This is a genomic window from Mogibacterium sp. CM50, assembly GCF_000293155.1.
In the GTDB taxonomy this organism is placed as follows: Bacteria; Bacillota; Clostridia; order Peptostreptococcales; family Anaerovoracaceae; genus Mogibacterium; species Mogibacterium timidum.
In genome coordinates, this window is sequence record NZ_ALNL01000027.1 from 1 (window position 1) to 20,627 (window position 20,627).

Sequence of the window (20,627 nt, forward strand, 5' to 3'; positions counted from 1 at the left end):
ATGTTGGATTTTCCAATACCGGCTGGTCTAATACCGGACTAATCGGCTGCTCATAAATGGTGTAGGTAATGGCTGTCATTTTCCCTTTTTCATCTCTGCCTTGTGACCTTTCAATATATCCTGCCTTTTCAAGCTCCAAAACTGCTGTGCGAATGGCGTCAATACTTTCTTTGTTGATATGGGATAGTCCTGCAAGGGTATAGTCCCAGTTTTCCGGAAGCGACAGCATTTGAGAAAGCAAGCCTTTTGCCTTTAGGGTCAGTTCCTTATTTCGCAGATGATGATTGCTCATGACGGTATAGCCTTTGTTTTTCTCTACTCTGAAAACTGCCATGCGGATACTCCTTTCGTTTTTTATTTGTTACGCAGTAAAAGAGCAATTTTGAAAGAAAAGGTATATTTCCCTTACTTTTTCAAAACCGCCCTCTGAAAGCCTTGTATTTCAAGCCCTTATTTACCTCTACTTCGTAACATGGGCATGAAAAAAGCGGCATCCTATGCTTCCTTTAACAGAAGCGAAAGAACACCGCTTTTACGATTTCCTATTTAGTTTTGATCCTCACAACATGCTTTGTGCTATCTGTGGTAGAATGTTCCTATCTGCAAGAGTTTTACAGCACATCAAGGCTCTTTCCTCAAAAGTAGTAAATTGGTAGTAAATTCAACTTGTACTCTTGCAAATTTCCTTGTATTTCAAGGGGTTTGAGGGTTAGTTATTAAAGTTTATAATAAAACATATCCATTTTTGATATTTGATTAAATTGAAAAAGCGACTAAAATGCAACGGAAACCATGCAAGACAAATTAAAACGCATAATGCTTAGAGAAATGGAGAGGGAAAAACATCAAAAAGGCGATAAAAATGATTAGAAAGTCCTTGACAAGTTGTTACAGAACAAACAGCAGCAGAAAACTACACTCTCTCGGTATAGGAATTCAATAGACATAAACAGCAATCGGAAATAGCGGGTTGCTGTTTTTTAATATCAGAACGAATTTTTTCTTGACATTATAGTCATTCAATGATAATATAACAGCGTTATATAACAGTGTTACATGATGTCGCAGTTTAACTACAGGAGTAATATGAATACGCAGCCTTACACTACAGACGAAGTTCAGACCAAACGCAGGATTATAGAAGCTGCACTTTATGAATTCGAACAGAAGGGATATCAGGGCGCTTCTTTGCGTCAGATTGTGAAGAATGCAGGGGTGACTACAGGAGCCTTCTATGGGTATTATTCCAGTAAGGCGGAGCTGTTTGAAGGTATTGTTGGTGTGCATTACGATGCTATGATGCAGCACTACACGGATGTTCAGGAATCATTTGCGATTAAAGAGTTTGATGAACAGAAGGCGGACATGGCCGATGTATCGCGTGACTGCATGCATTGGATGTTGAATTACGCATATGAGCATCTAAGAGAAGTAAGAATCATGTTCATGAAATCAGAAGGAACAAGATTTTCGGATTTTGTAGACAGATTGGTTGAGATTGAGGTTGAATCTACTGAAAATTTTAAGGTCGATCTTCATAATGACATGAAGGAGGCGGCACAGGAGTTTCTGAATATCGATTACAGATTCGAGCATATTATGGCTACAGGCATGTTTAATGCGTTTCGTGAGCTTATCGTTCATGAGATGACATATTCGGAGGCTAAGGTCCAGCTTGAACTCATTCGCAGATTTTACACCGCAGGATGGCAGGAGCTATTTGGTGGTATTTTCTAAGCGGATATTTCCACAAGATGATACCGTTTTTTTTGGAGCTTAAGTTAGACTGGACTAATCAACTGTCGATTAGCTGATTACGGACACAAATTTATCAATTATAACTGTTTAAAGACAAGGAGGAAGACATATGAATGATTCTTCAGGACGTAATGGCAGTAATGCGCTTGCCATAATTAAACGATTTGCGAGTTCGCGAAAGAGTAAATATATTCTCTCCGTTATATTCGCTTTACTTGGAGTGATATGCTCCATCATCCCGTATTACCTGATGAGCCGTATCGTTGTTAAACTGCTGGATGGTGTTAGTGACTGGGACGCCTATCAAGGGTATTTTATATGGATGATTGTTTTATGGACTCTTAGAGCATTGCTGCATTCTGTTTCTACAGGCTTCTCGCATGCTGCTACCTTTGCAGTTCTGGGAGATATAAGAAAAGCGCTCTGCTTCAAGCTTACCCGCATGCCGCTTGGAGATGTTAAACGTATGTCTTCCGGTTCTCTAAAGAGTATTATCGTTGAGAGAGTAGATAGCCTTGAAACTACACTTGCACACATTGTGCCGGAGTTCACCGCTAATCTGATTGCTCCTATAGCGGTGCTCGTTTATATCTTTACCATTAACTGGAAACTGGGCCTTGCAAGCATTATGACGCTGCCGGTGGCTGCTTTTTGTATGGGGATGATGACCAGGAATGCAGGCAGTCGTTGGGCTGATTGCGTAAAAAAAACAAAGGCTCTCAATGATACGGCAGTTGAGTATATCAACGGTATTGAGGTAATCAAGGCCTTCGGCAAGACGGACAGCTCATATGAGAAATTCGAGAAGGCGGCACATGAAGGAGCATATTGCTTTATCGATTGGATGAAATCAACAATCGTATTTTTTACAATCGGTATGGCTATAACTCCTACTACCATTCTGACAATTATACCTGTTGGAGGCATTCTCTTCATGCATGGGTCAATCACAGCAGGAGAGCTTATCACAGTGCTCATTCTCTCAGTCGGCATGCTGGCACCGCTTATAACTGTGATGTCATATACGGATGATATGGCCAAGATCGAAATTGTATTCGGAGAGGTTCAGGGAATACTTGATCGTAAAGAGCTGGAGCGTCCTGAAGCTACAGACTGTAAACCTGATGGAAATGATATTGTTATTAAGAATGTCAGATTCTCATATGAAGAAGGTACGGAAATTCTGCACGGGGTAAACATATCTATCAAGGAGGGTAGTGTGAATGCGCTGGTAGGACCGTCAGGCTCCGGTAAATCTACAATTGCCAGACTCATCGCTGCACTCTGGGACGTAGACAGCGGTGAGATCACATTTGGCGGAGTTAATATCAAGGATATGAGCTGGGACGATTATAATACCAAGATTGCCTATGTATCTCAGGATAATTATCTGTTCAATCGTTCGGTAATGGACAACATCCGCATGGGGCGTAAGGGTGCCGGCGATGAGGATGTCATTGAAGCAGCGAAGCGCTGCGGTTGCCATGACTTTATCATGAGATTGGAAAACGGATATGACACTATAGTCGGTGATGCCGGCGGACACCTTTCCGGTGGCGAAAGGCAGCGTGTCTCCATAGCCAGAGCGATGCTCAAGGGGGCGCCAATTGTTATACTCGATGAAGCTACTGCTTACACCGATCCTGAAAGTGAAGCGGTGGTACAGCGCTCGATTGCCGGCATGATTAAGGGCAAAACGCTTATCGTCATAGCGCATAGATTATCTACCATTGTGGATGCAGATCAGATAATTGTGGTGGATGACGGAAATATCGATGACGTCGGGACTCACGAAGAACTTCGAAGAAAAGACGGGCTTTATAATAAAATGTGGCTTGCACATGTATCGGCAAGGGATACTGTAGACGGAGGTGAGACTGATGTTTAAAATTCTGATGAAATTCTTCCGGTTCTCGGGAGCGGAAAATAAAAAAAGGTATTATGAAGCGATTTTTCTCGGTGTGATAGAGGCTGTCGGTCAAGCCATGAAAATTCCGGCAATTTATATACTGGTGACGGCGGTAGTACGCGGCGATGTGACCTACAGAACCATCATGTTGTCACTCGCAGTTCTTGTTGGAGGAATGATTGTACAATGCATTGTATCCCGAAGAAGCAAGATGCAGCAGACCATCGCAGGGTATACAACCTGTGCGGGAAAGCGGATAGAGATAGCTGAGCATCTTCGCTATGTACCGATGGGATATTTCAACGAAACATCGCTTGGAAATATCACAAGTATAACTACAAATACTATGGAGCTGTTGGCTGATGTTGCAACACGCGTTGTAATGTTGACGCTTGGAGGCACGCTTGAGTCCTGTTTAATCACAGTGCTGCTGCTGATTTTCGATCTCAGAATCGGAGCGGTGGCTCTCGCCGGACTTCTGATATTCTTTGTGATCAATTCTTTTTTGCAGAGACATTCAGTTGAGGTGTCGAAGGGCAAGCTGGATACGGATGCTGCTATGGTTAGCGAGGTGTTGGAATTTATACAGGGAATTGCAGAAGCAAAAAATTTCAAACTTATCGGAGAGAATAACAAGAAGCTGGATAACTGCATTGATAATTCATCAAAAGCAAATATTCGCATGGAACTCAAGATTATGCCATTTGTCACATTGCAGAGCTGGATCATTAAGATGACAGGGGTATTGATGTGCATACTCTCTTTACGCTTCTACCTGGCGGGGACTATGGATCTTGCGACATCCATAGTTATGATGATTGCGGCCTTCCTGATGTACGCTGCACTTGATTCCGCCGGTAACTTCTCGGCTCTTCTGCGTGCAGTTGATATTTCCGTTGACAAAGCGGAGTCAGTGCTTGCTATTGAGAATATGGATATTGATGGAGAGTATATCAGGACTGAAACACAGAATATTGAGATGAATCACGTTGATTTTGCATATGACACAAGGAAGGTTATTGATGATCTCAGTCTTTCAATTCCGGAGAAATCTACGGTGGCCTTTGTAGGGCCGTCGGGAAGCGGCAAAACGACGATTTGCCATCTGATAGCAAGGTTTTGGGACGTTAAGTCGGGGCAAGTCAAGCTTGATAATAGAGATGTTCGGGCCTATAATATGAACTCTTTGATGGAAAACTTCAGCTTTGTATTCCAGTCCGTATATCTGTTCCATGATACGATAGCCAATAATATCAGATTTGGGCAGCCTGATGCTTCAATGGATATGGTCATAGATGCGGCTAAGAAGGCTTGCTGCCATGATTTTATAAGCGAGCTGCCAGACGGTTATGATACGGTGCTGGGGGAAGCGGGGGCCAGCCTTTCCGGTGGGCAGAAGCAGCGCATATCTATCGCTCGTGCCATTATGAAGGATGCACCTATTATCATACTGGATGAGGCTACGGCAAATGTAGATCCGGAAAACGAGCGTGAGCTGATGTTGGCAATCAAAGAGCTTACCAAAGAGAAGACCATATTGATGATTGCCCACAGACTCAAGACTGTACGCAATGCAGACAGGATCTATGTTATTGATAAAGGCAGAATAGCGCAGCAGGGCACTCACGAGGAGCTGATGAAGGCTGGCGGAATCTACAGGGATTTTGTATCAGCACGTTCCGAGGCGATTGGTTGGAAATTATAGTACGCAGCGGTAAAATATAGCTGTGATAAAATAGCAAAAAACGGCTTGTATCAGGTGTGAACCGACCCCCGAAGTTGAATTTTGGGACAGTCATCGGACTGGGCACACCTCAGCGATATGAGCCGTTTTTCGATGTCAAAACTTTATTTTTAATAGGAGATGCTAGCCTTCAGCTTATCCGGATCCCAGGTCTCAATGTAATCCTTTGTCAGGTCGATAAACAGCTGTGCCAGCGGTGGAGCATCCTTGAAGGAGTTGGCGGCAATTCCGATAACTCGGTAACGCGGCTCCGCAAAGCGTTTTTTAACTGCCGGAGTGGCGATTCCGTCCAGGATAAGCTTGGGTAGAATGGATATCCCGATTCCGTGCTCAACTAACGGCACAGCAAGCATATCTTCATTTACATAATGGACTACCTCAGCTCCTTTTATTCGTGAGAGAATGTGCCACGCGTCATATTCTCCACCCTCTTCCATGAGCACAAAACGTCTGTAATTCAAAGCCTCAATCGGTATGCGTTCATATTGTGCCAGCGGATCATCAGGAGGGAGGAGTACAAGATATTCATCCTGATATAACGGCATAAATTCAAAATTTCCTTTATAATAACCTGACAAAAAACCTATATCCAACTGCCCGGTCTGTAGTCCTGCTTCCACTCCGTCATAGCTGCTGTGAGATTGAATCAGCTGGATGTTGGGGTATTCCGCTGCGAACTTTTCGGCAACGGCCGGAATCCAGTGCATCGATACACTCGTAAAGGCTCCGACACGCAGTGTGCCTCGCCGCAGTCCGCGAAACTGGTCTGCCTTTTGCAGCAATCTCTCTCGGCTGCATACGATCCTGCGAAAATCAGGCAGGAGTTCTTCTCCATATTTGGTCAGAGTAATCCCGTTTTTTGCACGGTGAACGAGCGGGAGTCCGATTTCTTCCTCCAGGGCGCGAAGGGCATGACTTATTGCAGATTGTGAGTAATGGTATCTTTCTGCGACTTTTGTAAGATTGCGTGTTTCTGCAACCTGGACAAAAACCTCATATTTGTTTAACATGGACGCCTCCTCTTATCTATATGTAGAACTGTATCTAGTGCTTCCTCCTTCCAAATTTACGGAAGCTTATGAAATATTTTCATAACGCCTGCATATGGAATTTACCTGCATGTTATGAAAGTATTTCAGAACTTCGTGAAATTTCTTGTCGTTTATACACCGATAAGGCTTTATATAATAATAATTGATAAGAGGCAATGTCAGAATCGGTTTCTTCTATAATTATTAACACTTAAAATCTACCATATTTAGATATAAGAAATCAATGATTTTGCTTCTTATCAATTTAAGAATTGTGCTGTTTAGTGCATAAACGAACAAAGTGATAAGGAGGGTAATGTTGTGTCTAATTCATTGAAACAGGGATTTCCCCGTGATATTACGGCAGGAGGACTGCTTAAAATTGATATTGCGGAAGGAAAAGAAATTCATCTTGAGATTCCTGTAGAACCAAAAGAAGAGATGTCGGGAAGGGCACCTTCTGTATTATTCCGTTCTGATAAACAGAAAGAGCTATACGAGGATGAGGCAGCTGCGCACTCTGTTCGTCATGTTTTGAAGAATTGTGCATTCCCGGTTACTGAGGTAAGACTTGGAGAACGTACAAGCTTTGAGGATGGAGTTCTTACCGTAAGGAAAAGTCTGGAGGCGGAGGCTCAGGGATGTAACGATCTGGTTAAATCAGCAGAGCTGGATATCATCTATCCGGATAAGCAGCATGTTTACACAAACAGTATGATGGATGTGCAGCCCATTGCTGTGAAGAAAGAAGGTATGCTCGGTGAAGGCACCACTTTTGAAATGACCGGGGTGTACATGATGCTCACCGGGACCGATGAGGCGGGACTGCAGATTGCGGATGCAAATGTCTCAAACGGAATTTATGAAGAAAATGTCGAATTCGGGCGTCCGGGAGCGCCGGATCGTGATGCCTTTATCATCCGGTTAAATGTCACGATTCAGGAAGGCTGCGGCATGGAACGTCCGGGACCGTTGGCTGCCCATCAGGCACTGGATATCATCACACAGGAGCTTCGTGAAGTGCTGAAGGAGAAGGATGCATCAACGGCTGCTGCCGAACGCGAATACCTGGATGTGGAACGTCAGGGGGCGCTTAGGATTCTGCTGGTGAAGGAAATTATGGGTCAGGGAGCTATGCATGACAATCTGATTTTGCCCGATGAGCCTTGCGGCTTTCTTGGAGGACGCCCGAATGTTGATCTGGGTAACGTACCGGTTTTGCTGCGCCCCAATGAAGTGCTTGATGGCGGGATTCATGCTTTGACCTGCATCACGCCGGACACGAAGGAGACCTCTCTGCATTACTGGAGAGAACCGTATCTCAAACGGCTCGCTTCCGATCCGGAGATTGACCTGTTAGGGGTGCTGTTTGTCGGATCACCTCAGGCAAATACTGAAAAGTTCTATGTATCCGGGCGAGTAGGAGCCATTGTTGAGGCTTTGAATCCGGACGGCTGCATTGTTACGACGGAAGGCTTTGGTAATAATCATATAGACTTTGCATCGCATATAGAGCAAATCGGTTCTCTCGGGATCCCGGTTGTAGGCTGCTCTTACTGCGGTGTTCAGGGAGCTCTGGTTGTCGGTAATAAATACATGGATGTCATGGTCGATCATTGCGTAACAGAGCATGGAAATGTTGAGGATATTCTAGCCAAAAATACAGGGACAGAGGAAACTGCAATAAGGGCTGTGGCACTCGTCAAAAATAAGATTGTAGGAGAGAAAATACGACAGGCGGAACGTCGATACAATCCTGCACTGATCAAGGATAATGAGGAGCTGGCAGAGGAGGTGTATGGCCATGCTGATCCACGGTATTCATGTGAATAACGAAGCCGTTCCGCATACGGGAACCATAACCGAGATAAATGACACTTATTTCTATGTACAGATAACTGCAAGAATGGGTGTGCTGAAGTTGCCGTTGCGATGCCTGATCAGTGAACATCGTCCAAAGATAGGCGATAACGTTCGGTTCCTGATGAGCTATGTGGAAATGCAGAATGATAATTATGAAAAGGAGGCAAGCGATAATTTATGAAGATTACAACAGTTAAAAATATGGCTTCGGAAATATATACTCCGATTACTCCCGCGCCTGTCTGGACTCCTCTCACCAAGCCGCTCGAGGAATGCACTGTCGGGTTTGCCAGTGCCTGCGGAGTTCATTTGAAAACTCAGAAGCCGTATAAGCTCGCCGGAGATGGAAGCTGGAGGGAAATCCCGCGTGATGTTGCACCGGATGAACTGATGATAACACATGGAGGATACGATCATACAGATGTCAACAGGGATATCAACAGTATGTGGCCGTATCAACGGATGATTGAACTCGAAAGCGAAGGGTTTATCAAGCATTTCTGTGATATAAATGCCGGTTTCATGGGAGGAGGCGGCGATATTGACACCTTCACCAATCAGATAGGTCCGGAGGTAGCGGAGCTCTTCGTAAGTGAAGGGGCGGATATAGTAATCCTGACAGCCGGATGAGGAACCTGCCACCGCTCCACCGTTTTGGTGCAGAGAGCAATTGAAGCCGCAGGAATTTCAACCTGCATTATAGCAGCTCTTCCGCCGGTTTGCGTGCAGCAAGGTGCACCTCGCGGGGTTGCCCCATCTGTTCCGATGGGAGCCAATGCCGGGGAGCCTCACAATACGGCAATGCAAACAGCAATTGTTAAAGCCGCACTGCAGCAGGTTGTCAAAGCGGATATGCCGGGGATTATCCGTCCTCTGCCATATGTATATCACGCGAAAATCTGAACCGGATTTGCCCGGGTATCTTGATCGTTTAAGATACCCGGGGTTTCGGAATAGTAAGCTTATTAATAAAAAGTTTCTGCGAGAGCAGCGGCAGACGAGGCGACGATAGGTTCCAAAATAGTAAGCCTGTTAATAAAAAGTCGGGTGCTTTTTAGGAATAAAACAAAAAGATTGTTTAAGAAAGATAGGCACGACAAAAGAGCCGCCTTTTATCGTCGGCTTAAAAACAGACGAGGAGGAGTTATGATACTCAGAATAATCCAGGCACTGATATTAGGATTCGGAACGGTTCAGGGCGCTTTCCTGACAAAACACTTTATTAGAGAGCGAGAAAGAGGATTGCAACCCAAAACGATAGGGATTTATTGGGGGATGGGCTTCATCTTCAATTTCTTTGATTATCTCGGAATAGGATCTTTTGCCCCTTCCCTCGCCTGCTATCGCTTGACCGGGACCGTATCGGATGAGGAAATCCCGGGGACGCTTGTTACCGGCGCTGTTATTCCGGTAGCCGTAGAAGCGCTGGTCTCACTTTCGATAATTGAGGTTGAGATTACAACTCTTTTTACCATGTATGCCTGTGCTGTGCTCGGGGCTGTCCTTGGCGGTAATCAGGCGGTTAAGCTGAAGGTGAACACCTTGAGGAAATTTATGGGATGTGCGCTTCTGATTGCCGCTACTCTGATGCTTGCAAGCAAATTCCAATTGATGCCGCTTGGAGGGACTGCTATCGGACTGCATGGAATCCGTCTGGTAATCGGAGGTGCCGGAGCTGCTGTTCTGGCGGCTTTACTCACGGTAGGGATAGGCAACTATGCGCCTACTATGGTACTCGTATATATGCTGGGAATGAACCCTGCCGTTTCATTCCCGATAATGATGGGAATCGGCTGCCTCAGCATAGCGGGAGGCTCGTTTCCGTACTTCGAATCAGGACGTTACAACAAACAAGCCGCATTGGGATTTGCACTTGCCGGGATTCCGGGGGTAATTATTGCTGCATTTATCGTAAAAGCGCTTCCGCTTAATGCACTCCAGTGGCTTGTCATAATTGTCTGCATCTATACGGGTATTTCTATGCTCGTACAGGCGTTTGGGGAAGGGAGGAAGCATGAATCTGAAACCTAAAATTGATTTTAAACACTTTGAAAGGTGTTTTACGGCTATCGATACTCACACAATGGGCGAATTCACACGGGTGGTTATCGGGGGTTTTCCGGAGATACCGGGGAACACGATGATAGAAAAACGCAACTATATTGTGGAACACTATGACCAATATCGCAGGGCTCTGATGTTTGAACCCAGGGGACATAAGGACATGTTCGGTTCAATTGTGCTTGAGCCTGTGCATGCCGAGGCGGACTATGGCGTGTTGTTTATGGAGTCGGAGACCTATACCAACATGTGCGGTCACGGTAGCATCGGGACGGCTACTGCACTTGTGGAGGCGGGGCTTGTAGAGGTGCGGGAACCTTTTACCGAGGTTGTTCTGGATACTGCAGCAGGAGTTGTACACACCCGTGTTAAGGTGGAGAATGGCCGTGCCCAAGAAGTGACTATTACAAATGTACCGTCATTTCTGTATAAGGATAATCTCGAAATTGATATAGACGGATATCGGATACCTTATGCTATTTCGTTTGGCGGACAATTTATCCCTCTCGTGGATGCCCGCAAGCTGGGAGTTGAAATCTGCGCTGAGAATATTCCGTTTTTTACCGATGTCGGAATTAAAATGTTGGAAAAAATTCCTCAGGAGGTAGAAATTCGACACCCGACGGTTGACATAAGGGAGGTTACCACATTGGAGTTTTATGATGAAAGTCCGACTGAACAAGCGGATATGAAGAACATCGTGGTTTTCGGGAAGCATCAGGTTGACCGCAGCCCGTGCGGAACTGGAACCTGTGCGAAGATGGCGATGATGTATGCTCATGGAAGGCTCGGACTGCATCGTCCGTTGATTAATGAGAGTGTCATCGGGACTCTGTTTAGAGGAGAGCTGATAGATGAGGTTCAGGAGGGTGAATTCTCCGCTGTAATTCCTCAGATTACCGGAAGCGCGTATGTTACGGGAATTGCAACCTATCTGATAGACCCGCGTGACCCTTTAAGATACGGCTTCGTACTGGGAGAATAGTTTTCAAGACAGGTCATACCTGTAATATAGAAACATCTTTTTTATCGGAATTAACGAGCGGGGAGCAAGGCTTTGCTCCCCGCTGCGGATTGTTTTGAAAATTTCCCGGAGATATAGAGTCATTCCGAATTTTATGGTAAGCTGTAGCTGATCGTCGTAAAGAGATATATGACTAACGGGCTTCAGACAGGTGACAGATTTTTCCGGAAAATGTACCGTCAGGATGCGATGCGCATTACGAGCCTACAGCATCTCGGTTTTTCAGTATGGAGTAGATTCATGAGAAATAAACGGTTGCTCTCTTTATTAATTCCGCTTTTATCCTTTGTTTTATGCTTATGTTTATTCATTTTGATCTTTTTTTCCGGATGCACGATAAAGTCGAGGAAAGAATATGGAGTATTTCTCGGCATCAATAAGGAGCAGATAGACCGCTTGCGGGATTATCGTATTGTAGTTATTGAACCATCTGAATTTCAGACTGACCAGATTCGCGCACTTCACAGAGAGGGAAAGAAGGTATACGGATATCTTAACGTAGGTGCCATTGAGGTATATCGACCCTACTTTAACCGCTTCAAGGGGAATACGCTTGGACAGTATAAGGACTGGCCGGATGAACGGTGGATAGATGTATCTTCTCCGGAGTGGCAACGATTTATTGTAAATGAACTGGGCAAAAAATATGCCGAAATGGGGTTTGACGGCCTTTTTTTGGATAACACGGATGTATATCATCATTATTCTACAGAGGACAACTTCCGCGGTCTTTGTTCTATTATGAAAGGCCTGAAAGGTCATAACCTTTCACTCATTATAAACGGTGGTGATGATTTTGTTTTAAGGTGTATAGATGAGAATAGGGCACTTTCTCTATTTGACGGGATCAATCAGGAGACTGTATTTACCAGTATAGATTTTAAAAATAAAAGCTATGGAAGGCAGACGAAAAAAGAAACGCTATATTTTAAAAAATATATCTCCAGAGTGAAGAAATTCGGGTTGTCCGTATATCTGCTGGAGTATGGCGCAGATGGGTCTCTTGCAGATGATATTGAAAGCTATTGTAAGGAAAACGGTTTTTTCTGGTACAACGCGAAGGGCTTGGAGCTTAATTAACGGAGGCTCATTGAGCGCCTGTCGGACTTAATGAGCCGGAAGCAAAGCGATGATACCATGAAGATAGAAGGCAGAGCGATAGTTCTGTCAGACTTAACGAGCCGGAAGCAAAGCCCTGCTCCGGCTACCGAGATTCAAAACTGTGTTACAGAATTTCAGACAATCACCGTATGCTTTAATGTTCCAAAATTCATCGGGCTGCCGATTTGGTAAATGCAATCGACCTACATAACCTCTCCGTTAGCATCAAATAAAGGCAACTTCGCAAGGAAGATAATATCGTCTCTGTTAGCGGCTTCTCCTTCAGCGAGCACCGACATCCGGCCAACGACGTTTCCGCCGACTTCATCGACAAGCTTGTCCAGCGCGGCAATGGATTCGCCTGTGCTGATTACATCGTCAACGACGAGAATCTGCTTGCCCTCCATAACCTCTCTCTCGTCATGACCGACGCAGAGAGTCTGCATGTGGTCTGTGGTGATAGAATCAACGTTTACGGTTACGAGGTCGCTCATGTAGATCTTAGGCCCTTTGCGAGCTACAATGTACGGTTTATTGCCGGCCTGCCTTGCCATCTCGTATGCCAGCGGAATTCCCTTGGATTCCGCGGTGATGATGACATCAAACTCAGGTGCCTTTTTGAGCAACTCCTCAGCACATGCAACTGTAACTTCAATATCGTTGAACATGATGAAAGCCGCAATATATATGTCGTCTGAAACCTTGCAAATAGGGAGGTGTCTCTCCAGTCCCGCGACATTTAATAAGTATTCCATTTGTCTTCCTCCGTGTCTTGTTGTCTATCCTCGAATGCTGTGAGGTATAGAAGTCCTTTCAACCCGAATATTATATCACCGCTCGCGATAACCTTGCAAATAATTGCAATGAAACGCAGAAAATGATAGAATTCCGTATTATGTATTGATTATAAAATCGCTTGGTATGGCACTTTTGAGCACATTGGCAAGGGTACAGAGGTTGGCGAAATATGAACAAGAAGAAATATGAAAATCAGCTATATGATGTAAAATACGTAGAGACCATCAAAGAGATGATAGACGCTTCCGTTGAGGCTTTTCCGGACAGAGTTGCATATATGTATAAGGACGAGCATAAGGAGCCGTTCAAGACCATGACCTATGCGGAGTTCAAGGCAGAGCAGAACGCTATAGGAGCTGCTCTTATAGAGAGAGGCTTCAAGGGCAGCAAGGTTGCAGTAATCGGTGAAAATTCGCACAGATGGGCTCTGTCCTACTACTCGGTTGTCTGCGGAGTGGGAGTAATCGTTCCTATCGATAGGAACCTTGAGCCGGGTGAGATCACCAACCTGTTGGAACGCGCAGACGTAGAGGCCATCTTTGCATCTCCCAAGCTCGCACCAACTGTTGTACCGCTGCTTGACAAGCTCCCTCTCGTCAAGCAGGTCATCATCATGGCTGCACCTAATGACGAGGTAGACGAGTTGATAACAGACAACAGGCTGATAACTATGTCACAGCTTGTAGCAGAGGGTAAGGAGCTCGTGGCAGAGGGTAAGCAGGGGTACATCGATGCGCAAATCAATGCAGATGATTTATCTACTATCCTGTTTACGTCCGGTACTACCGGCTTGGCTAAGGGGGTAATGCTGTCTCATAGGAACCTCTCACAAAATGTATTCAACATGTCTAAATACGTACATATACCGGAAGCAGGTCGTGTGCTCGATGTGCTTCCTATGCATCACGTGTACGAGATGACTTGCACAGTTATGACGAGCTTCTATCAGGGAGCGACAGTAGTTATTTGCGAGGGTCTCAAATACATACAGAAGAATTTCGTGGAGGCGGAATGCAATATCATGCTTGGAGTTCCGCTGATATTCGAGAATATATATAGAAAGATTTGGACAAATGCCGAGAAGAGCGGCAGCACCGATAAGCTCAGGAGAGCTATCGGCATGTCGATGAAGCTTGACCTCAGGAACAACAGGGCGGTTACCAAGAGACTGTTCAAGGCGGTGCACGGAATATTTGGCGAGAGTCTTCACCTGTTGATTGCCGGAGGAGCCGCGATCGATCCCAATGTTATTGCTGAGTTTGAAGCCATGGGATTGCCGATGATGCAGGGCTACGGCATGACTGAGAATTCTCCGATTATCGCTGTCAATCAGGACAGGTATGGCAAGGCTGCTTCAGTCGGAAAACCGATGCCCGGTACTGAGGTTCGCATTATTGATAAGGACAGCAGCGGCATCGGCGAGGTTATCTGCAAGGGACCATCTGTCATGATGGGATACTACAAGGATGCGGAGAACACGGCTAAGACCATTAAGGACGGCTGGCTGTACACCGGTGACTACGGTTACTTTGACGAGGATGGCTTCCTGTATATCACAGGACGTAAGAAAAATGTAATCGTAACAAAGGGCGGCAAGAATATTTTTCCGGAGGAGGTGGAGTACTACCTGCTGCTCAGCGATTATATCTGTGAAGTGATTGTATACGGTAAACCTGAAGAGGTTAAGGACGACCTCATCTGTACAGCTATCATGTACCCTGATTATAAGGCTCTCGAGGAAGCCGGCGCGGAGAATGACGAGGATAAGTACAAGCTGCTCAAGGAGGCTGTTGAAGAAGCTAATTCCAAGATGCCACCTTACAAGCGCGTTAAGAGAATAGAGATTCGTGAAGACGATTTTATCAAAACGACGACACTCAAGATCAAGAGGTTTGAGAAGGAGAACTATGAGTACCAATTCGACGACAGGGACTTCGAGAAGGGACGCAGATTTTAACGGAGCCGGTGAGCTCCAGTGCAGAGCGCATTACAGAGCTCTAAAGTCCGGGGAACTGGAGGACATGCAGTCCATGATGGACTATATCAAAGAGTCCGGCGATCCGGCTATCGCCTACAGATGGCGACGCGCAGTAACGGATATCAAGAATATCCTGGAGACCAGCGCGGAGCTGTACGGGGACAAGCCCTTGTTCCTGCAGAAGTTTGAAAATGATCAACCCTTTCAGGAGATTTCATACAGCAAGGTGCTTACAGATGTTAATGCTCTTGGCACTGCACTCATCGAGCTCGGGCTCAAGGGCAAGCATGTCGGCGTTATCGGCAAGAATTGCTACGAATGGGCAGAGAGCTATCTGGCTGTAGTCTGCGGTACCGGCGTGATTGTGCCTCTGGACAAGGAACTCAACGAGGACGAGCTCGCACATTTAACTGCCGGCGGCGAGCTGTCGGCAGTCATCACCATGGACAAGCATTATGATATGTTCAAGCGAATCAAGGACAGGGACGACAACAGCCTGAAGCTGGTAATCAATGCCGGTATGCACAGCCACGAAAACGAACACAAAGGGCTGCTGTCCTGGCACAAGCTGAGGGAGCGCGGCTACGAGCTTGTTGAGGCGGGCGACAGGAGCTTTATCGACGCTGAGATTGTCAATACGGATCTCGCGGTTATTCTGTTTACATCGGGAACTACAGGAACATCCAAGGGGGTAATGCTCAGCAACAGGAATATCAGCTCCAACGTAATGCTTGCCCAGTCTTTCATAGACATACAGCCGGGAGATGTGTTCTTCTCCGTTCTTCCGATTCACCACACCTATGAATGTACATGTACCTTCATAGAGGCGATGTACTGCGGAGCGACGATAGCATTTTGCCGGGGGTTAAAATACATAGTCAAGGACCTGCAGGAGGTACGGCCTCACTTAATGCTCGCTGTTCCGCTTATCTACGAGAACTTCTATAGCAAGATCATCGGGCAGATCAGGAAGAGCGGTAAGGAGAAGCAGTTGAATGCACTCCTCAAGATAAATAAATATACAAGGAGGATTGGGCTGGATATCAGCAAGAAGGCGACCAAGCAGATTACAGATCTGTTTGGCGGTCGCATGAAGATGCTGATAGTCGGCGGTGCGGCAATCGACGGAAAGATTATGGACTTCTTCCGCAGCCTCGGTATAAATGCCGTTCAGGGCTACGGTCTGACCGAAACCTCACCTATGGTATCTCTCAATCCGGACAATGCTAAGCTGATTGACAACGCTTCGGCGGGTCATCTGCTGCCATTCGTTGAGTGCATGATAGCTGACAAGGATGCGGAAGGTATCGGAGAGATTTGTTTCCGCGGACCTAACATAATGATGGGATATTACAAGGATCCCGAGAGCACGGCTGATGCTATAGTAGACGGCTGGTTCCACACGGGCGACCTCGGATACATAAACGAAAATGATTATGTTTACATAACCGGACGCAAAAAGAACGTCATAATCGCCGCTAATGGCAAGAATGTATTTCCGGAGGAACTCGAGTTCTATCTCATGAAGAATGACTGCATTGCAGAATGCATGATTTGGGGTGACGAGGACAACGAGGACTCGCTGAAGCGAGGTATATATGCTACCATTCGCGCAGACAGGGAGCACATAACCGAGGAGCTTGGTGAAGATGCTACAGATGAACAGGTGCGCGAATACATCGAGCGAATCGTGGACACACAGAACGATACAATGCCTATTTTCAAGAGAATCAATCATGTCATCATCCGTGACAGGGAATTCAACAAGACAACAGGGCTCAAGATTAGAAGATTTGTCGAGGACAACAAGTGGGCATAGAAAGCGAGAACAGACTCATGGAAGAGTACAAATACCCCGCGCTGTTTTACGACAGGGCAAAGCTGGTTAACAACGTGAGGATTCTCTCATCCAAATGCGGCGAGCATGGAATAGATATTGCCGGCATTATCAAGGCTACGAACGGTGCCGCGGCTACTGCGGAGGATTTTGTGACAGGCGGTGCTAAGCTTATAGGTTCATCGAGACTGGAGCAGCTGGCTAGAGCCAAGGCGGCAGGTATAAGAGTTCCGTTGCTGATGATAAGAGTTCCGATGCTGTCAGAGGTATCGGAGATGCTCAATATTGCAGATATCAGTCTCAACAGTGAGCCGGTGGTCCTAGAGGCTATCAACGAGGCCGCTTTGAAGCGCGGCATCACCCACAAGGTTATCCTGATGGCTGACCTCGGGGACCTCAGAGAGGGATTCTTTGATATGGAAGAGCTGATCGAGACGGCTGTTAAGGTTGAGAATGAGATGCCGGGGCTGGTGCTTGCAGGAGTGGGAACCAATCTCGGCTGTTATGGTTCGGTAATGCCGACAGAGGATAAAATGTCGGCACTCGCTGAATTGGCGGAACACGTTGAATCTGAGATAGGCAGAGAACTGGAGTATGTGTCAGGTGGAGCCACATCGAGCTTGCTCGGCGTGTATAACGGATATATGCCCGGTAAGATCAACATGCTTAGGCTCGGAGCAGGTCCTATAATAGGTCCACTTGAAGATGTCAGAGTGTGCTATAATCTAGAAGCTATGGATGAACTGGATACGCCTTTTTCGCTCGAGGCAGAGGTCATAGAGCTCAAGGTGAAGGCAAGTTATCCACAGGGGAGGCTCGGAGTCGATGCAGCCGGCAAGAAGCGCAAATATTTTGATAGAGGTATGAGAAGGCGTGCACTGCTGGCAATGGGTAGAGCCGACTATGGTGATATAGACAACCTCATCCCCGATCGCAAGGGCGTGGAGCTGGTGGGAGCTTCGGGTGACCACACGATAATAGATGTCGAGGATATCGATGGGAACATCAAGATTGGAGACATCGTGACATTTAGACTGAAATATGACGCATTGCTGAACCTGTCAGCGAGCGAAAATGTTAAGAAATACGAGATTTAGTGACGGAAAGTTGAAAGGAGTAAGAGATCAATGACAACGTCTAATAACGAAATGACTAGAGAGGGTTATGAAGCTCTCCAGAAGGAGCTCGAACATCTTATTACTGTAACCAGAAAAGAGAACGCAGCTAGACTTAAGGAAGCTATCTCATATGGAGATATCTCCGAGAATTCCGAATATGATGCGGCTAAGGATGCACAGGCGGAGACAGAGGAGAGAATCACCAGCATTGAGGCTATGCTTCGTACAGCCAAGATTGCTGACGAGGACGAGAGTACAGATGAGGGTGTGATTGCTACAGGACGTACAGTAACTCTTCATGACCTCGTATACGACGAAGAGATTACATACAAGATCGTAGGCAACACAGAGGCAGATCCGTTTAACGGCAAGCTTTCCAATGCTTCTGCCGTAGGTCAGCATCTGATGGGTGCCAGAGCAGGAGATGTGCTGGAGTTCCCGGTTATAGACGGAACCGCTAAGTACGAGGTTCTCGATGTAAGGAAGTAGGATGGGGATAGCTACGGTAGATACCAAGATATCTGTATAGCTCAAGAACCAAAAATATTTTATACAACTTACAGGAAAGGATTACGGAATCATAATGAGTAACGATAATGCAAAGACTCCTGAGCATGGACAGCCGGAGCTTACCGCAGAGGAGATAAGTGAACAGCGTCAGATTAGAAGAGACAAGCTTCAGGAGCTTCGCGACATGGGCAGAGACCCGTTTGTGCAGGAAACATACGATGTAACCGCACACAGCAAGGATATCAAGGACAACTACGAGGCCATGGAAGAACAAGAGGTTGCACTGGCCGGCCGTATCATGAGCAAGAGAATCATGGGCAAGGCGGCGTTTTTCGATATTCAGGACAAGCAGGGCAGAATCCAGTGCTACGTCAAGCGTGACGAGATCGGTACTGACGAGTATAAGCTGTTCAAGACATATGACATCGGCGATCTGGTGGGTCTCAGGGGACTTGTGTTCAAGACCAGAACCGGAGAGATTTCGGTTCACGTACAGGAGCTGACACTGCTGGCTAAGTCGCTTCAGGTGCTACCTGATAAGTGGAGCGGCCTTGTGGATACAGATCTCAGATACAGACAGCGTTACGTCGATCTTATCGTAAATTCCGACGTGAGAGATACGTTTATTAGACGTGCGAAAATCGTTAGCACAATCCGTAGAGTCCTAGAGGAGGAGTATGGCTTCCTGGAGGTTGAGACTCCTGTGCTGCAGACGATTGCGGGCGGTGCAAACGCCAGACCGTTCAATACTCATCATAATGCTCTCGACTTCGACCTGCACCTTCGTATCTCGCTGGAGTTGCCGCTCAAGAGACTTATCGTAGGCGGACTCGATAGAGTATACGAGCTGGGGAAGGTATTCCGCAACGAGGGAATGGACAAGAACCACAGCCCTGAGTTCACTTCGATGGAGTGCTACATGGCTTACGGCAACCTCGAGGACATGATGGAGCTGATGGAGCAGGTTGTGTACAAGTGTGCTATGGAAGTTAACGGTACACCTATCATTACATATGAAGGCAAGACCTTTGATGTGACGCCTCCATGGAGCAAGATAGATATGACGGAGACTGTAATCAAGGTTACAGGAATTCCTTTTGACAGGATTGATGATGATGCGGAGGCTCGAGAGAGAGCAATTGCATACGGAATGGATGCTGAGGAGGTCAAGCACTGGCCTCGCGGCAAAATCATAGCTGAGATGTTTGACGAGTACTGCGAGGACATACCGGGACTGCTCGATGGCCCGGTGTTCCTGACAGGACATCCTGTTGAGGTATCGCCATTGGCTAAGAAGGATCCTAAGGATCCGCGTATCACTCGCAGGTTCGAAGCTTATATCAACGGCTGGGAGATGTCCAACGCATTCTCCGAGCTCAACGACCCAATCGATCAGCATGAGAGATTTGCTGAACAGCAGCGCGAGCTGGAGCTCGGCCTTGACGATGAGGCACACCCTATGGACACCGACTTCGTCAATGCCCTCGAGGTTGGAATGCCTCCAACGGGCGGACTGGGAATCGGAGTAGACAGACTGGTAATGCTGCTCACAGATTCCTCAACTATCAGAGACGTACAGCTGTTCCCTGTTATGAAGCCGTTGAGCAAGGGCGGCAGTACAGATGAGAGGGCAGAGAGAAAGCTCGATTTATCCAGGGTTAAAGTGGAGCCTTTGTTTGAAGATATTGTTGATTTCGATACATTCAGCAAATCTGATTTCAGAGTTGTGAAGGTGCTGGCTTGTGAAGAGGTTCCTAAAAGCAAGAAGCTTCTTAACTTTACGCTCAATGATGGTACTGGAAAGGAGAGAACTATTCTTTCAGGTATCAAAGATACATACTCCGCAGATGAGCTGGTTGGAAAGACTCTGGTCGCTATAACCAACTTGCCTCCTC

Annotated in this window: 18 protein-coding genes and 1 pseudogene; 16 read left to right on the forward strand and 3 right to left on the reverse strand. The window is 46.3% G+C overall.

Features of this window, described 5'->3' with window-relative positions; genetic code table 11:
• The coding region (locus HMPREF1152_RS04360) for a helix-turn-helix domain-containing protein (protein ID WP_009643964.1) at positions 1-334 on the reverse strand (334 nt) is incomplete at its 3' end.
• 443 nt (positions 335-777) lie between these two features.
• Between HMPREF1152_RS04360 and HMPREF1152_RS10045 the strand changes: the two are divergent.
• The 4 genes and pseudogenes from HMPREF1152_RS10045 to HMPREF1152_RS04375 all read left to right on the forward strand — a co-directional run.
• Positions 778-870: pseudogene (locus HMPREF1152_RS10045) on the forward strand (hypothetical protein); the annotation flags it as partial.
• Positions 871-1,086: 216 nt separating this feature from the next.
• The gene (locus tag HMPREF1152_RS04365; protein ID WP_009643960.1) at positions 1,087-1,737 is read left to right on the forward strand and encodes a TetR/AcrR family transcriptional regulator; all 651 of its coding nucleotides are present in this window, start codon (positions 1,087-1,089) and stop codon (positions 1,735-1,737) included.
• Between the two features lie 130 nt (positions 1,738-1,867).
• A complete protein-coding gene (locus tag HMPREF1152_RS04370; protein ID WP_009643959.1) occupies positions 1,868-3,646 on the forward strand; it encodes an ABC transporter ATP-binding protein in 1,779 nt (592 codons plus the stop codon).
• Positions 3,639-5,372, forward strand: a complete 1,734-nt coding sequence (locus tag HMPREF1152_RS04375; RefSeq protein WP_009643953.1) for an ABC transporter ATP-binding protein — start codon at positions 3,639-3,641, stop codon at positions 5,370-5,372. The genes HMPREF1152_RS04370 and HMPREF1152_RS04375 overlap by 8 nt, the downstream gene beginning before the upstream one ends.
• Before the next feature lie 149 nt (positions 5,373-5,521).
• Here the strand turns inward: HMPREF1152_RS04375 and HMPREF1152_RS04380 are convergent, their stop codons facing one another.
• Positions 5,522-6,421, reverse strand: coding sequence for a LysR family transcriptional regulator (locus HMPREF1152_RS04380; protein WP_009643969.1), 900 nt, complete (start codon positions 6,419-6,421; stop codon positions 5,522-5,524).
• A 342-nt stretch (positions 6,422-6,763) separates the two neighbouring features.
• Between HMPREF1152_RS04380 and HMPREF1152_RS04385 the strand changes: the two genes are divergently transcribed.
• The 7 genes from HMPREF1152_RS04385 to HMPREF1152_RS04420 all read left to right on the forward strand — a co-directional run bounded on the left by HMPREF1152_RS04385 (position 6,764) and on the right by HMPREF1152_RS04420 (position 12,683).
• Complete coding sequence (locus tag HMPREF1152_RS04385) at positions 6,764-8,275, forward strand: glycine/sarcosine/betaine reductase component B subunit (RefSeq protein WP_009643958.1); 1,512 nt, start codon at positions 6,764-6,766, stop codon at positions 8,273-8,275.
• Positions 8,247-8,486 (forward strand): CBO2463/CBO2479 domain-containing protein, encoded by a 240-nt coding sequence (locus HMPREF1152_RS04390; protein ID WP_009643961.1) that lies wholly within the window; start codon positions 8,247-8,249, stop codon positions 8,484-8,486. The genes HMPREF1152_RS04385 and HMPREF1152_RS04390 overlap by 29 nt, the downstream gene beginning before the upstream one ends.
• Positions 8,483-9,208 carry a D-proline reductase (dithiol) protein PrdB gene (gene prdB / locus HMPREF1152_RS09265; RefSeq protein WP_083844325.1) on the forward strand — a complete coding sequence of 242 codons (726 nt, stop codon included), beginning with the start codon at positions 8,483-8,485 and terminating at the stop codon, positions 9,206-9,208. Before HMPREF1152_RS04390 ends, prdB begins: the two co-directional genes overlap by 4 nt.
• Positions 9,209-9,451: 243 nt before the next feature.
• Positions 9,452-10,336, forward strand: coding sequence for a sulfite exporter TauE/SafE family protein (locus HMPREF1152_RS04405; protein ID WP_009643966.1), 885 nt, complete (start codon positions 9,452-9,454; stop codon positions 10,334-10,336).
• Complete coding sequence (locus tag HMPREF1152_RS04410) at positions 10,320-11,351, forward strand: proline racemase family protein (protein WP_009643962.1); 1,032 nt, start codon at positions 10,320-10,322, stop codon at positions 11,349-11,351. Before HMPREF1152_RS04405 ends, HMPREF1152_RS04410 begins: the two co-directional genes overlap by 17 nt.
• Before the next feature lie 351 nt (positions 11,352-11,702).
• Positions 11,703-12,470: an endo alpha-1,4 polygalactosaminidase gene (locus tag HMPREF1152_RS04415; protein WP_242822275.1), complete on the forward strand. Its 768-nt coding sequence runs from the start codon at positions 11,703-11,705 to the stop codon at positions 12,468-12,470.
• Positions 12,471-12,500: 30 nt separating this feature from the next.
• On the forward strand, positions 12,501-12,683 hold the full coding sequence (locus HMPREF1152_RS04420; protein WP_039883567.1) for a hypothetical protein: 183 nt from the start codon (positions 12,501-12,503) through the stop codon (positions 12,681-12,683).
• Positions 12,684-12,694: 11 nt separating this feature from the next.
• On the opposite strand, the gene HMPREF1152_RS04425 is transcribed toward HMPREF1152_RS04420, so the two are convergent.
• Positions 12,695-13,246 (reverse strand): phosphoribosyltransferase family protein, encoded by a 552-nt coding sequence (locus HMPREF1152_RS04425; protein WP_009643967.1) that lies wholly within the window; start codon positions 13,244-13,246, stop codon positions 12,695-12,697.
• A gap of 212 nt (positions 13,247-13,458) precedes the next feature.
• On the opposite strand from HMPREF1152_RS04425, the gene HMPREF1152_RS04430 reads away from it, so the two are divergent.
• The 5 genes from HMPREF1152_RS04430 to lysS form a co-directional block, all read left to right on the forward strand.
• Positions 13,459-15,246 (forward strand): AMP-dependent synthetase/ligase, encoded by a 1,788-nt coding sequence (locus HMPREF1152_RS04430; RefSeq protein ID WP_009643956.1) that lies wholly within the window; start codon positions 13,459-13,461, stop codon positions 15,244-15,246.
• A complete protein-coding gene (locus HMPREF1152_RS04435; protein ID WP_009643970.1) occupies positions 15,197-17,086 on the forward strand; it encodes an AMP-dependent synthetase/ligase in 1,890 nt (629 codons plus the stop codon). Before HMPREF1152_RS04430 ends, HMPREF1152_RS04435 begins: the two co-directional genes overlap by 50 nt.
• Entirely contained in the window at positions 17,077-18,201 is a 1,125-nt protein-coding gene (locus tag HMPREF1152_RS04440) for an alanine racemase (protein ID WP_009643952.1), read from the forward strand. Before HMPREF1152_RS04435 ends, HMPREF1152_RS04440 begins: the two co-directional genes overlap by 10 nt.
• A gap of 30 nt (positions 18,202-18,231) precedes the next feature.
• On the forward strand, positions 18,232-18,711 hold the full coding sequence (gene greA / locus HMPREF1152_RS04445) for a transcription elongation factor GreA (RefSeq protein WP_009643957.1): 480 nt from the start codon (positions 18,232-18,234) through the stop codon (positions 18,709-18,711).
• Positions 18,712-18,805: 94 nt separating this feature from the next.
• Positions 18,806-20,627: lysine--tRNA ligase (gene lysS / locus HMPREF1152_RS04450; RefSeq protein ID WP_009643954.1), on the forward strand; the 1,822-nt coding region annotated here is incomplete at its 3' end.